The 13,166-nt window shown below is 68.9% G+C and carries 8 protein-coding genes; 4 read left to right on the forward strand and 4 right to left on the reverse strand.

Annotation, left to right across the window (positions count from 1 at the left end; genetic code table 11):
- The first annotated feature begins 235 nt into the window (after positions 1–235).
- Positions 236–5,092: an NAD-glutamate dehydrogenase gene (locus EV691_RS12980; protein WP_131297345.1), complete on the forward strand. Its 4,857-nt coding sequence runs from the start codon at positions 236–238 to the stop codon at positions 5,090–5,092.
- A 23-nt stretch (positions 5,093–5,115) separates the two neighbouring features.
- Here EV691_RS12980 and EV691_RS12985 read toward each other — a convergent pair whose 3' ends face one another.
- The 3 genes from EV691_RS12985 to EV691_RS12995 form a co-directional block, all read right to left on the reverse strand.
- Positions 5,116–5,490 carry a hypothetical protein gene (locus EV691_RS12985; protein WP_039803174.1) on the reverse strand — a complete coding sequence of 125 codons (375 nt, stop codon included), beginning with the start codon at positions 5,488–5,490 and terminating at the stop codon, positions 5,116–5,118.
- Between the two features lie 247 nt (positions 5,491–5,737).
- The gene (locus EV691_RS12990; protein WP_131297346.1) at positions 5,738–6,763 is read right to left on the reverse strand and encodes an alpha/beta fold hydrolase; all 1,026 of its coding nucleotides are present in this window, start codon (positions 6,761–6,763) and stop codon (positions 5,738–5,740) included.
- Between the two features lie 25 nt (positions 6,764–6,788).
- Positions 6,789–7,679 (reverse strand): DUF6685 family protein, encoded by an 891-nt coding sequence (locus EV691_RS12995; RefSeq protein WP_232487113.1) that lies wholly within the window; start codon positions 7,677–7,679, stop codon positions 6,789–6,791.
- 198 nt (positions 7,680–7,877) lie between these two features.
- Between EV691_RS12995 and EV691_RS13000 the strand changes: the two genes are divergently transcribed.
- Positions 7,878–9,023, forward strand: a complete 1,146-nt coding sequence (locus EV691_RS13000) for an aldo/keto reductase (protein ID WP_131297347.1) — start codon at positions 7,878–7,880, stop codon at positions 9,021–9,023.
- A gap of 154 nt (positions 9,024–9,177) precedes the next feature.
- Complete coding sequence (locus EV691_RS13005; protein WP_131297348.1) at positions 9,178–10,218, forward strand: quinone-dependent dihydroorotate dehydrogenase; 1,041 nt, start codon at positions 9,178–9,180, stop codon at positions 10,216–10,218.
- Between the two features lie 93 nt (positions 10,219–10,311).
- Here the strand turns inward: EV691_RS13005 and rmf are convergent, their stop codons facing one another.
- Entirely contained in the window at positions 10,312–10,527 is a 216-nt protein-coding gene (gene rmf / locus EV691_RS13010; RefSeq protein ID WP_039803184.1) for a ribosome modulation factor, read from the reverse strand.
- 411 nt (positions 10,528–10,938) lie between these two features.
- Between rmf and rlmKL the strand changes: the two genes are divergently transcribed.
- Entirely contained in the window at positions 10,939–13,152 is a 2,214-nt protein-coding gene (gene rlmKL, locus EV691_RS13015) for a bifunctional 23S rRNA (guanine(2069)-N(7))-methyltransferase RlmK/23S rRNA (guanine(2445)-N(2))-methyltransferase RlmL (protein ID WP_131297349.1), read from the forward strand.
- The last annotated feature ends 14 nt before the right edge of the window (positions 13,153–13,166 follow it).

The raw sequence follows: 13,166 nt of genomic DNA on the forward strand, positions 1-13,166 counted from the left end.
GGCAGCGGGCGCCACTTTAAAACAAAACCTGGCGCCGCGCTGCCGTACCGATGGCCAGATCGGACCTCCTCCCGGGCGGTCGCATCGAGGCGATTGTAGATGAGCACGCGGCGCCGAAGCTGCGAGCGATCGGCATGGCGCGCTCGGCGTGGCCCGTGCTCGGGCAGCGGGCCGGCATGGAGAGGGGGCCGGGGCCGCCTATGCTGCATGCAGGGACCCTTTCAGGAGTACGACCATGGCGTTCTTCACGGCCGACAGCAAGGCCGATTTCCTGGTGCAGTTGCAGGCCGCTCTGGGGGCGCATCTGGACGAGCGGCTGCTGCCGCAGGTGATGCTGTTCGCCGAGGAGTTCTTCGCCATGACCGCTCTCGACGAGCTGACCGAGCGGCGCCTGCCGGACCTGGTCGGCAGCACCCTGTCGGCCTGGCGCCTGCTCGAGCGCTTCGACCCGGCGCAGCCGGAGGTGACGGTCTTCAACCCCGACTACGAGAAGCACGGCTGGCTGTCCAGCCACAGTGTGGTCGAGGTGCTGCACCTGGACATGCCCTTTCTGGTCGACTCGCTGCGCATGGAGCTGAACCGTCACGGCCACGGCATCCACAGCCTGCAGGGCGGAGTGTTCGGCGTGCGCCGCAACGCCGCCGGCGAGCTGTTGGAGATCCTGCCTCGCGGCAGCCGTGGCGACGGGGTGCGCCAGGAGGCGCTGATCGCCGCCGAGATTGACCGCTGCGCCAGCCTGGGCGAGCAGCGCGCGCTGGAGCAGGCGATACAGGCGGTGTTCGGCGAGGTGCGCCTGGCGGTCGCCGACTTCGAGCCGATGACCTCCTGCATGCGGGCGCTGCTGGATTGGCTGGAGCGGGCGCAGCTCCAGGTGGACGCCGAGGAACTGGCGGAGATCAAGGTGTTCCTGCGCTGGCTGCTGGAGGACCATTTCACCTTCCTCGGCTACGAGGAGTTCAGCGTGGCGGACCTGCCGGACGGCGGCGGGCGCATCGTCTACGACGAGCGCTCCCTGCTGGGCCTGAGCAAGCGCCTGCGCACGGGGCTGGACGAGGCCTGGCTGCGCATCGAGCCGGAAGCCCTGCACTATCTGCGCGAGCCGCTGCTGCTGTCCTTCGCCAAGGCCTCGCAGCCATCGCGGGTGCACCGCCCGGCCTATCCCAACTACGTTTCCCTGCGCGAGCTGGACGAGACCGGCCGGGTGGTCCGCGAATACCGCTTCATGGGCCTGTACACCGCCTCGGTGTACAACGAGAGCGTGCGGCACATCCCCTACATCCGCCGCAAGGCCGCGGAGATCGAGCGGCGTGCCGGCTTCGACAGCACCAGTCACCTGGCCCGCGAACTCAGCCAGGTGCTCGAGGTGTTGCCGCGCGACGACCTGTTCCAGACGCTGCTGGACGAGCTGCTGCACACCGCGATCAGCATCGTGCAGATCCAGGAGCGCAACCGGCTGCGCCTGTTCCTGCGCAAGGACCCCTACGGGCGCTTCGTCTACGGCCTGGCCTACGTGCCGCGGGACATCTACTCCACGGAGATCCGCCAGAAGATACAGCAGCTGCTGATGGAGCGCCTGAAGGCCAGCGACTGCGAATTCTGGGTGTACTTCTCCGAGTCCATTCTGGCCCGGGTGCAGTTCATCCTGCGCGTCGATCCCAAGGCGCGGGTCGACTTCGATCCCCGGCGCCTGGAGCAGGAGATGATCCGCGCCTGCCGCTCCTGGCAGGACGAATATGCCAGCCTGATGGTGGAAAGTTTCGGCGAGGCCCAGGGCACCGGCCTGCTGGCGGACTTTCCGCAGGGCTTTCCGGCCGGCTACCGGGAGCGCTTCGCGCCCCACTCGGCGGTGGTCGACATGCAGCACCTGCTCTCCCTGGGCGACGAGCGGCCGCTGGTGATGAGTTTCTACCAGCCGCTGCGCCAGGGCGACCAGCAACTGCACGGCAAGATCTACCATCCGGACACCCCGCTGCCGCTGTCCGACGTCCTGCCGATCCTCGAGAACCTCGGCCTGCGCGTGCTCGGCGAGTTCCCCTTCCCGCTGCGCCGGCGCGACGGCCGCGAGTTCTGGATCCACGATTTCTCCTTCACCTGCGCCGGCGGGGCGGAGGTGGACCTCCAGCAGCTCAACGACACCCTGCAGGACGCCTTCATCCACATCGTCCGCGGCGACGCCGAGAACGACGCCTTCAACCGCCTAGTGCTGAGCGCCGCCATGCCCTGGCGCGAGGTTGCCCTGCTGCGCGCCTATGGCCGCTACCTCAAGCAGGTCCGCCTGGGCTTCGACCTCGGCTACGTCGCCGCCGCCCTGCTCAACCACAGCGACATCGCCCGCGAGCTGGTGCGTCTGTTCCGCATCCGCTTCTACCTGGCGCGGCGCATCGCCGGCGAGGACCTGGAGGACAAGCAGCAGCGCCTGGAGCAGGCCATCCTCGGCGCCCTGGACAAGGTCGAGGTGCTCAACGAGGACCGCATCCTGCGGCGCTACCTGGAGCTGATCAAGGCCACCCTGCGCACCAACTTCTACCAGCCGGACACCGCCGGCCAGGCCAAGAGCCACTTCAGCCTCAAGCTCGACCCGCGGGCGCTTTCCGAGCTGCCGAGGCCGGTGCCGCGCTTCGAGATCTTCGTCTACTCGCCGCGGGTCGAGGGCGTGCATTTGCGGGGTGGCAAAGTGGCCCGCGGCGGCCTGCGCTGGTCCGACCGCGAGGAGGACTACCGTACCGAGGTGCTCGGCCTGGTCAAGGCCCAGCAGGTGAAGAATGCGGTGATCGTGCCGGTCGGCGCCAAGGGCGGCTTCGTGCCGCGGCGCCTGCCGGTCGGAAGCAGCCGGGACGAGATCCAGGCCGAGGCGATCGCCTGCTACCGGATCTTCGTCTCGGCCCTGCTGGACGTCACCGACAACCTCAGGGAAGACGAGGTGGTGCCGCCGGCCAGCGTGCTGCGCTACGACGGCGACGACCCCTACCTGGTGGTGGCCGCCGACAAGGGCACGGCGAGCTTCTCCGACATCGCCAACGGCATCGCCGCCGACTACGCCTTCTGGCTCGGCGACGCCTTCGCGTCCGGCGGCTCCAGCGGCTACGACCACAAGAAGATGGGCATCACCGCCCGCGGCGCCTGGGTCGCCGTGCAGCGCCATTTCCGCGAGCGCGGCATCGACGTGCAGAAGGACCCGATCAGCGTGATCGGCATCGGCGACATGTCCGGCGACGTATTCGGCAACGGTCTGCTGCAGTCGCAGAGCGTGCGCCTGCTGGCGGCCTTCGACCACCGCCACGTGTTCGTCGATCCCGAGCCGGACCCGGCGCAGAGCTTCGCCGAGCGGCGCCGGCTGTTCGAGCTGCCGCGCTCCTCCTGGGCCGATTACGATCCGGCGCTGATCTCGATCGGCGGCGGGGTGTTCCCGCGCAGCGCCAAAAGCATCCGGATCAGCCCGCAGATGCAGGAGCGCTTCGCCATCGCCGCCGAGCGGCTGACTCCCGCCGAGCTGATCAGCGCCCTGCTCAGGGCGCCGGTCGACCTGCTGTGGAACGGCGGCATCGGTACCTACGTGAAGTCCAGCCAGGAGAGCCACGCGGACATCGGCGACAAGGCCAACGACGCGGTGCGGGTCAACGGCAGCGAGCTGCGCGCCAAGGTGGTGGGCGAGGGCGGCAACCTGGGCTTCAGCCAGCTCGGCCGGGTCGAATACTGCCTCAAGGGCGGCGCCGGCAACACCGACTTCATCGACAACGCCGGCGGGGTCGACTGTTCCGACCACGAGGTGAACATCAAGATCCTGCTCGGCAAGGTGCTCGCCGCCGGCGACATGACCGGCAAGCAGCGCGACCAGCTGCTCCACGAGATGACCGATGCGGTGGCCCAGCTGGTGCTGAACAACATCTACAAGCAGACCCAGGCGCTGTCCCTGGCCGAGCGCCGCGCGCGCCTGCATCCGGGCGAGTACCGCCGGCTGATCGACGCCCTGGAGCATGACGGGCGGCTGGATCGCGCCCTGGAATTCCTGCCCTCCGACGAGCAGCTCGCCGAGCGCCTCGCCGGCGGCACCAGCCTGACCCGCCCGGAGCTGGCGGTGCTGATCTCCTACAGCAAGATCGACCTCAAGGAGTCGCTGCTGGACTCCAGGGTGCCGGACGACGACTACCTGATCCGCGACATGGAGAGCGCCTTCCCGACGCTGCTGGTGGAGCGCTTCGGCGCGCTGATGCGCAGCCACCGGCTGCGCCGGGAGATCGTCGCCACGCAGATCGCCAACGATCTGGTCAACCACATGGGCATCACCTTCGTGCAGCGCCTCAAGGAGTCCACCGGCATGGACGCCGCGGCGGTGGCCGAGGCCTATGTGATCGTCCGCGACATCTTCCATCTGCCGTACTGGTTCCGGCAGATCGAGGCGCTGGACCACCAGGTCCCTGCCGAATTGCAACTGACCTTGATGGACGAGCTGACCCGCCTGGGCCGCCGCGCCACCCGCTGGTTCCTGCGCAATCGCCGCGGCGAGCTGGACGCCGCCCGCGACGTGGCGCACTTCGGCCCGCAGGTCGCCGCCCTCGGCCTCAAGCTCGACGAGCTGCTCGAAGGCAGCACTCACAAGCAGTGGCAGCTGCGTTACCGCGCCTATGCTGAGGCCGGGGTGCCGGAGCTGCTGGCACGGCTGGTCGCCGGCACCGGCTACCTCTACACCCTGCTGCCGATCCTCGAGGCGGCCGACGTCACCGGGCGCGAGCCGGCGGTGGTGGCGACCGCGCACTTCGCCGTCGGCGGCGCCCTGGAGCTGCCTTGGTACCTGCAGCAGATCACCAACCTGCCGGTCGAGAATCAGTGGCAGGCGCTGGCCCGGGAAGCGTTCCGCGACGACATGGACTGGCAGCAGCGGGCGATTACCATCGCCCTGCTGCAGATGGTCGACGGTCCGGAGGATATCGAGGCGCGGGTAGCGCTCTGGCTGGAGCAGAACCAGCCGGCGGTCGAGCGCTGGCGGGCGACCCTGGCCGAGCTGCGCGCGGCCGGTGGCGCGGACTATGCCATGTTCGCGGTGGTCAACCGCGAGCTGGCGGATCTGGCGCAGAGCGGCGCGCGCGGGGCCTGAAGAATGGCCCCGCTGGCGTCGGCTTAGCGGGCCTGGCTGGAGAGCTCCCGCCGGGGGCGGAAGCGCTGGCCGTGTTCGGGCAGCCAGCGGTAGAAGAAATAGAACTCGAAGAGCGTGGGGTGGGAGCAGTGGCAGAGGAAGTGGGTGGAGGACTCCTGGAAACCACTTTCGCACTGCAGATAACCCAGATCGATCATCGGCGAGAGCGCCTCCCGCTCCTCGGTACTCACCCATACCCGCTTGCCGCGGATCAGGTCGACCACCAGGCTGCACAGTTTGGCGAGGGTGGCGGTTCCCCGGGGGGGGGCGGTATCTGCCGGGGCGGGAGGGGCATCCACGATCCGGTTGGCCGGCTTGAATCTGAATGGCAGGCCGGTCTTTCGCCATTGTCTGGCCATTGCAAACATCTCCTTGTCGAGCACAGTCCATTCCCTAACAGCTGGCGGATACCGGCTGCGGCCAGGAAAGCCACGCCGCGAGCGGTTTCCGCACCCCGCCACTTTACCTGAGGCGAGTGCAATTACGACCGGGAGAGTAAAAAAAGGTTTGACCAATGCCGCGGGAAACTAGTGTCTGGAGCCGACCAGGGCGCTGTTCTCGTCGGGGCGATGCCGGGCCGCCGGGGGCAGGCCCGGGTGCGGCCGGCTATTCGGCCGGTTTGGCCAGCTGCTGCAGCAGGGCCTCGTGGAAGCGCTCCGGCGCCTGGATCTGCGGGGAGTGGCCGAGGTCGGCGAAGGTCTGCAGGGTGGCTCCGGGAATGCGCTTGGCCGCTTCCCAGGACAGCCGCCGATAGTCGCCGAGCAGCGGGCGCAGTTCGGGCGCCACCGCGTCCTTGCCGATGGCGGTGTTGTCCTTCTCGCCGATCAGCAGCACGGTCGGTACCTTCAGCTGCTCGAACTCGTAGTACACCGGCTGGGTGTAGATCATGTCGTAGGTCAGTGCCGAGTTCCACGCCACGCGCTGCTTGCCCGGCCCCTGGAACAGGCCGGCCTGCATCTCCACCCAGCGATCGAACTCGGGGCGCCACTGGCCGGCGTAGTAGGTGCTGAGCTGGTAGTTGCGGATGCCCTCGGCGCTGGTCTCGAGTTCGCGGGCGTACCACTGGTCCACCGTGCGATAGGGCACGCCGACCGCCTTCCAGTCCTCGAGGCCAATGGGGTTGACCAGCACCAGGCGTTCCAGTTGTTGGGGATAGAGCAGGGCGAAGCGGGTGGCGAGCATGCCGCCCATGGAGTGGCCCATGAGGCTGTAGCGCGCAAGGCCCAGGGACTCCAGCAGCGCCCGGGTGTTGGCCGCCAGCTGCTGGAAGCTGTACTGGTAGTGCGCAGGCTTGCTGGACTTGCAGAAGCCGATCTGGTCCGGCGCCACCACCCGGTAGCCGGCCTTGGACAGGGCGGCGATGCTGCCTTCCCAGGTCGCCGCGCAGAAGTTCTTGCCGTGCAGCAGGACCAGGGTGTGGCCGTTGGGTTCGGCCGGCTGCACGTCCATGTAGGCCATCTTCAGCGACTGGCCCTGGGATTCGAGGGTGAAGTACTGGACCGGGTGGGGGTAGTCGAAGCCTTCCAGCTCGGGGCCGTAGAGCGGGGGCTCGGCCGCCATGGCAGCGGGCAGGCCCAGGGCCAGCAGGGCGGGGCAGAACCGGCGGGACAGGGACAGCTCCTTCATGAACATCTCCTTGGGGCGGTGGCTGGCGGACTCAGCCGGGCGCGCTGTCCGCGGCCGGCAGCAGCCCGGCGAGAAAGCCGGTCACGTCCGGCGCGCCGGCCTGGTAGAGCCCTTCGCCGAGGGCGTTGGCCGCCGGATGGCGGCGGGGCAGCAGGAGGAACTCGGGGGCGCCGCTGCGGCGCAGCAGGGCGAGGCGGGCATAGGGCATGCCCTGGTCGAGCAGCAGGCCCATGAAGGCCGGATCGCTCCAGGCCTGCGCCGGCATGGCCAGCACGTGGTAGCGCCGGCGCAGGCCGGCCAGGCCGCTTTCGCTCAGCCGGTAGCGGGTCAGCTCGGCAGGCTGGACGACTTCCAGGCCGCGCCGCCGCGCATAGGCGACGGCCGCGGCGAAGGCCGCCAGCTGTTGTGGCTCGCCGGCCCAGAACAGCCGTTCGCCACGCCAGCCGGCCTGGCGCAGCTGCAGGCGGCCGGCCTCGGGAAAGCCGGCCACGGCCTGGCCGAGGGTGCGCACGAAGTCCTTGTAGCCGATGATCCGCACGGCGCGGCATTCGGGGGTCGCGCTGTAGGCCTCGAGGCCGTCGTACTGCGCGGCCTGCGGGTCCTTGCCGACCAGCCCGTCGACCTGGCGCAGGTCGATGCCGTCCAGGCTGCGCTGTTCCCGCTCAACGAGGCGCATCAGCACCGTGCGGGCCGCGGCCTTGTCCTCCTGGACCGGCCCGGACAGGGCGTCGCGTGGCAGCTCGACCAGCCGGTGCAGGGGCGGGTCGGCCTGCCACCAGATGCTTTCCTGCACCGGCGGCAGCGGCTGGAAGGGCAGGCGCAGCGCGCGGGCCTTGTGCAGCAGCTGACGTGGCGTATGCCTCCCCGGGCCCAGGCCCAGGCGCTGGGCGAGTGCGACGAGGCTCGGTGGCAGGAAAGACATGCTTGGACGATCCATTGACAGGCTGGGGCGGGCAGTTTGGCAGATGACCGGGCAGGTGCCTACCCTGAGTGCTGGTGTCGAGTCCTGCAATCGAGCCGTGTCACAGAGAAAGCGGCGCCGGCGAATTTTGTCCGGCCGTGCTGTCGGAAAGCACAGGGATTTGCCTATCCATCATCAGCTTCAGGAGGAGCATTCGTCATGAGCACACGCCGTCAACTTCTTTCCGCCGTCGCAACCGGGACCGCCGTACTGGCGGCCTCGCCCCTGTTCGCGCAGGCCCAGGGTCCCGGGTCGCTGCTGCCGACCCAGGGTACGCCGGGCAGCGGACCGGCACCGACCCACGCGCCGATCGCCGGCGGCAAGTTTCGTCCGTTCAGTCGCATCGGTCTGGGCGGCGTGGCTATCGGCAATGGTTTCGCGCCGGCCAGCGACGAGCAGAGCCAGGCCACGCTGCAGGCCGCCTTCGCGGCCGGGGTCCGCTATTTCGACACCTCGCCCTGGTATGGCCTGGGCCTCGGCGAGCGCCGCTTCGGTCACTTCCTGCACGACCTGAAGCGCGAGGAATATGTGCTGTCGACCAAGGTGGGCCGCCTGCTGAGCGCGAGCGACAGCCCGCCGAAAACCATGTGGAAGGAGCCTTCGCCCTTCGCCTACCGCTACGACTACAGCGCCGAAGGCGTGCGCCGCTCGATCGAGGACAGCCTGCAGCGGCTCGGCGTCCCGTACCTCGACATCGTGTTCATCCACGACCTGTCGCCCGACAACCGCGACATGGGCGAGCGCTGGAGCGAATACTTCGAGCAGGCGGCCAGGGGAGCGATCCCGGAGCTGTCGCGGATGCGCAGGGAGGGTCTGATCAAGGCCTGGGGCTTCGGCGTCAACCACCCCGCGCCGGCGGTGCGGGCGCTGGAGGCCGGCGATCCGGACATCTGCCTGCTGGCCTGCCAGTATTCGCTGCTCGACCATCGGGAGGCGCTCGACAACACCTTCCCGCAGCTCGCCAAGCGCGGCGTCTCGGTGGTGGTTGGCGCGCCGCTGCTCGCCGGCTACCTGGCCGGGCGTGACCGCTACCTCTACGCCGGCAGCGTTCCTGCCTGGGCGCCGGAGAAGCGCGCGCGGATCATGGCGGTCGCCGAGCGCCACGGCATCGACCTGCGCACTGCCGCCCTGCAGTTCGCCGCCGCCCATCCGCTGGTTTCCGCCGTCATCCCCGGCGCCCGCACGCCCGAGCAGGTGCAGGCCAACGTGCAGTCGATGCAGGTCGCTATCCCCGGCGAGTTCTGGGAAGCGCTCAAGCGCGAGCAACTGATCGCGCCGAACGCGCCGGTGCCCGCTCAGGCCTGAGGTGCCGCGCCGACGGGCCGGGCGGTTGCCGAAGCCGGCCGGGATTCGGAGGCCTGCGCCGAAATCGCTGCGGCGAATCGACCAAACAGGCCCCGGAAGCGTGCGGCGTGGCTATAATCGCCGCCCCACGCCAACCGCCGAGTCACGCCTGCCCATGTACAACCTGGCCCGCCAGCTGCTGTTCAAACTGTCCCCGGAAACCGCCCACGAACTGTCCATCGGCCTGCTCGGGGCGGGTGGCCGGCTGAACCTCAACGGCCTGCTGTGCCGCAAGCCGGCGAGCCTGCCGGTGCGAGTGATGGGCCTGGATTTCCCCAACCCGGTCGGCCTTGCCGCCGGGCTGGACAAGAACGGCGATGCCATCGACGGCCTTGCCCAGCTGGGCTTCGGTTTCATCGAGATCGGCACCGTGACGCCGCGGCCGCAGCCGGGCAATCCCAGGCCGCGGCTGTTCCGCCTGCCGGAGGCCGAGGCGATCATCAACCGCATGGGCTTCAACAACCAGGGTGTCGACCATCTGCTGGCGCGGGCCCAGGCCGCGCGCTACAGCGGCGTGCTCGGCATCAACATCGGCAAGAACTTCGACACCCCAGTCGAGCGGGCGGTGGACGACTACCTGATCTGCCTGGAGCGGGTCTACCCGCATGCCAGCTATGTGACGGTCAACGTCAGCTCGCCGAATACTCCCGGCCTGCGCAGCCTGCAGTTCGGCGATTCGCTCCGCCAACTGCTCGAAGCCCTGCGCCAGCGCCAGGAGGAACTGGCCGGACGTCACGGCCGGCGCGTGCCGCTGGCGATCAAGATCGCCCCGGACATGAGCGACGAGGAAACCGTGCAGGTCGCCCGGGCGCTGCTGGACACCGGCATGGACGCGGTGATCGCCACCAACACCACCCTCGGGCGCGAGGGCGTCGAGGGGCTGGCGCATGCCGGCGAGGCGGGCGGGCTGTCCGGTGCGCCGGTGCGCGAGAAGAGTACCCACACGGTGCGGGTGCTGGCCGGGGAGCTGGCCGGGCGGTTGCCGATCATCGCGGTCGGCGGCATCACCGAAGGCCGCCATGCGGCGGAGAAGATCGCCGCAGGGGCCAGTCTGGTGCAGATCTATACTGGTTTCATCTACAAGGGACCGGCGCTGATCCGCGAGGCGGTGGAGGCCATCGCCGCGGAGCAGGCCCGTTCGGCCAGGTCGCACTGAGCGCGATGAGAAAGGGCTCCCGAAGGAGCCCTGTGGTCTTGATGCCTGACGCCTGCAGCGGCGTTCAGGATGAGAATGCCGTGATCCCTCCGATCAGCTTACGGCTCGCAGTTGATTCAGGCGGTGAATGCCCGCAGTGCCGGTGAGGCCGTCCCAGTTATCACCGCGGCCCTCGCGCCAGCCGTTGATCCAGGCCTGTCGCGTCGACGGGTGGGTGAAGGGACAGAGTTCGCGGGATTTGCCATGAATGCCATTCTGATAGCCGCGCAGAAAAGCCCGTTCCAACGGATCACGTTTGAGTCTTCTCATAGGGTGTTGCCCTCACTGTTGACTGTTATGTCCCATTGGCCTCATGGCGAGACCGGGCAGCCTTGGCTGCCGACGAAACCGCTGCCGGCGTGGCGGTTTCTTCCCCCGCCGTTGCAGCGAGGGACTTGATTGATTTCTATCCAATGAGTTCTGGCCTGTGAATGACCGTTTTGTCATAAGAGCGAAACTTTTTCGGTGCTCAGGCGATAAGAATTCATGGAAATTGCCGCTGGTTCGGCAAAACCCCGCTGATTTGGGGCCTTTCAAGCCGGATGGCGCGAATCTGCCGCCGGCGGGCTCCGTAGTTGTGCTCCATGGGCCATGCGACGAAGGGTCACGCCGCGGGCCTGCCATGATTGAACGGCGTGCCGTCTGGCGCGCGCTAATTGCCTGAGGCACTGGAAGATTCCCATGTCGGATCGTTACGAACTCGTTCTCACCTGCCCGAAGAGCCTCGAAGGCCTGCTCGCCGAGGAGGCGGCCGGCCTTGGGCTGGCCGAGGTCCGCGAGCAGGTCGCCGCGGTGCAGGGCCGGGGCGACCTGGAAACCGCCTACCGGCTGTGCCTCTGGTCGCGCCTGGCCAACCGCGTGCTGCTGGTGCTCGGACGCTTCCCGGTCGGTAACCCCGAAGAGTTGTACCTGGGCGTGCAGGCGGTCGACTGGCAGGATCACCTGCTGCCGACCGGCAGCCTGGCGGTGGAGTTCAGCGGCCACGGCTCGGGCATCGACAACAGCCATTTCGGCGCCCTCAAGGTCAAGGACGCCATCGTCGACCAGCTGCGCCGGCACAGCGGTCAGCGCCCCTCGGTGGACAAGCTCGATCCGGACCTGCGCATCCACCTGCGCCTGGACAGGGGCGAGGCGGTGCTGTCCCTGGATCTCTCCGGGCACAGCCTGCACCAGCGTGGCTACCGCCTGCAGCAGGGCGCCGCGCCGCTCAAGGAGAACCTTGCCGCGGCGATCCTGATCCGCGCCGGCTGGCCGCGCATCGCCGCCGAAGGCGGGGCGCTGGCCGACCCGATGTGCGGGGTCGGCACCTTCCTGGTCGAGGCGGGGATGATGGCCGCCGACCTCGCGCCCAACCTGAGGCGCGAGCACTGGGGCTTCAGCCAGTGGCTGGGGCATGTCCCGGCGCTGTGGAAGAAGCTGCATGCCGAGGCCGAGGCGCGCGCCGCCGCCGGGCTTTCCCGGCCGCCGCTGTGGATTCGCGGCTACGAGGCCGACCCGCGGCTGATCCAGCCGGCGCGCAACAACATCGAGCGCGCCGGACTGGACGGCTGGGTGCGGGTCTACCAGGGCGAGCTGGCCACCTTCGAGCCGCACCCGGACCGCGGCCAGAGCGGCCTGGTGGTGTGCAACCCGCCCTACGGCGAGCGCCTCGGCGATCCGGCCAGCCTGCTCTATCTCTACCAGCACCTCGGCGAGCGCCTGCGCAGCCAGTGCCAGGGCTGGGAGGCGGCGGTGTTCACCGGCGCGCCGGAGCTGGGCAAGCGCATGGGCATCCGCAGTCACAAGCAGTACGCCCTGTGGAACGGCGCGCTACCGTGCAAGCTGCTGCTGTTCAAGGTCGTGGCAGAGCAGTTCGTCACCGGGCGCAACGAGCCGGCGCCGAGCCAGGCGCGGATGATCGGCGGCCAGCTGGTGGAGCGTCCGCCGGCGGTGCGCAGCGAGCCGGCACGACTGTCCGAGGGCGGGCAGATGTTCGCCAACCGCCTGCAGAAGAATCTCAAGACCCTCGGCAAGTGGGCTCGCCGCGCAGGCATCGAGTGCTACCGGCTGTACGATGCCGACATGCCGGAATACGCCCTGGCGGTGGACCTGTACCGCGACTGGGTGCACGTGCAGGAGTACGCGCCGCCGCGCTCGATCGACCCGGAAAAGGCCCAGGCACGCCTGCTCGACGCCCTGGCGGCGATCCCCCAGGCGCTGGACATCGACCCGGCGCGGGTGGTCATCAAGCGCCGCGAGCGCCAGGCCGGCAAGAAGCAGTACGAGCGCCAGGACCAGCAGGGCCGCTTCATGGAGGTCGGCGAGGGCGGCGTGAGGCTGCTGGTCAACCTCACCGACTACCTGGACACCGGGCTGTTCCTCGACCACCGTCCGCTGCGCCTGCGCATCCAGCGCGAGGCGGCCGGCCGGCGCTTCCTCAACCTGTACTGCTACACGGCGACGGCCACCGTGCATGCGGCCAAGGGCGGTGCGCGCAGCACCACCAGCGTCGACCTGTCGAAGACCTACCTCGACTGGGCGCGGCGCAACCTGGCGCTCAACGGCTTCTCCGACAAGCACCGGCTGGAGCAGGCCGACGTGATGGAGTGGCTGGAGAAGGACCGCGGCGAATACGAGCTGATCTTCATCGATCCGCCGACCTTCTCCAACTCCAAGCGCATGGAAGGAGTGTTCGACGTGCAGCGCGACCAGGTGCGCCTGCTCGACCTGGCCATGGCGCGGCTGGCCAGGGGTGGGGTGCTGTACTTCTCCAACAACTTCCGCAAGTTCCAGCTCGATCCCGGGCTCGAGCAGCGCTACGCGGTGGAGGAGATCAGCGCGCAGACCCTGGATGCGGACTTCGCCCGCAACCCGAAGATCCACCGCGCCTGGCGGCTGCAGGCGAAACAGGACTGAGGGCGGCGGGCCGC

This window comes from Azotobacter chroococcum, assembly GCF_004339665.1.
Lineage (GTDB): Bacteria > Pseudomonadota > Gammaproteobacteria > Pseudomonadales > Pseudomonadaceae > Azotobacter > Azotobacter chroococcum.

Excerpts from the sequence above, each read along its gene's own strand:
- EV691_RS12980 (WP_131297345.1), top strand. The coding sequence starts at position 236 with ATGGCGTTCTTCACGGCCGACAGCAAGGCCGATTTCCTGGTGCAGTTG.
- EV691_RS12985 (WP_039803174.1), bottom strand. The coding sequence starts at position 5,490 with ATGGCCAGACAATGGCGAAAGACCGGCCTGCCATTCAGATTCAAGCCG.
- EV691_RS12990 (WP_131297346.1), bottom strand. The coding sequence starts at position 6,763 with ATGTTCATGAAGGAGCTGTCCCTGTCCCGCCGGTTCTGCCCCGCCCTG.
- EV691_RS12995 (WP_232487113.1), bottom strand. The coding sequence starts at position 7,679 with ATGTCTTTCCTGCCACCGAGCCTCGTCGCACTCGCCCAGCGCCTGGGC.
- EV691_RS13000 (WP_131297347.1), top strand. The coding sequence starts at position 7,878 with ATGAGCACACGCCGTCAACTTCTTTCCGCCGTCGCAACCGGGACCGCC.
- EV691_RS13005 (WP_131297348.1), top strand. The coding sequence starts at position 9,178 with ATGTACAACCTGGCCCGCCAGCTGCTGTTCAAACTGTCCCCGGAAACC.
- rmf (WP_039803184.1), bottom strand. The coding sequence starts at position 10,527 with ATGAGAAGACTCAAACGTGATCCGTTGGAACGGGCTTTTCTGCGCGGC.
- rlmKL (WP_131297349.1), top strand. The coding sequence starts at position 10,939 with ATGTCGGATCGTTACGAACTCGTTCTCACCTGCCCGAAGAGCCTCGAA.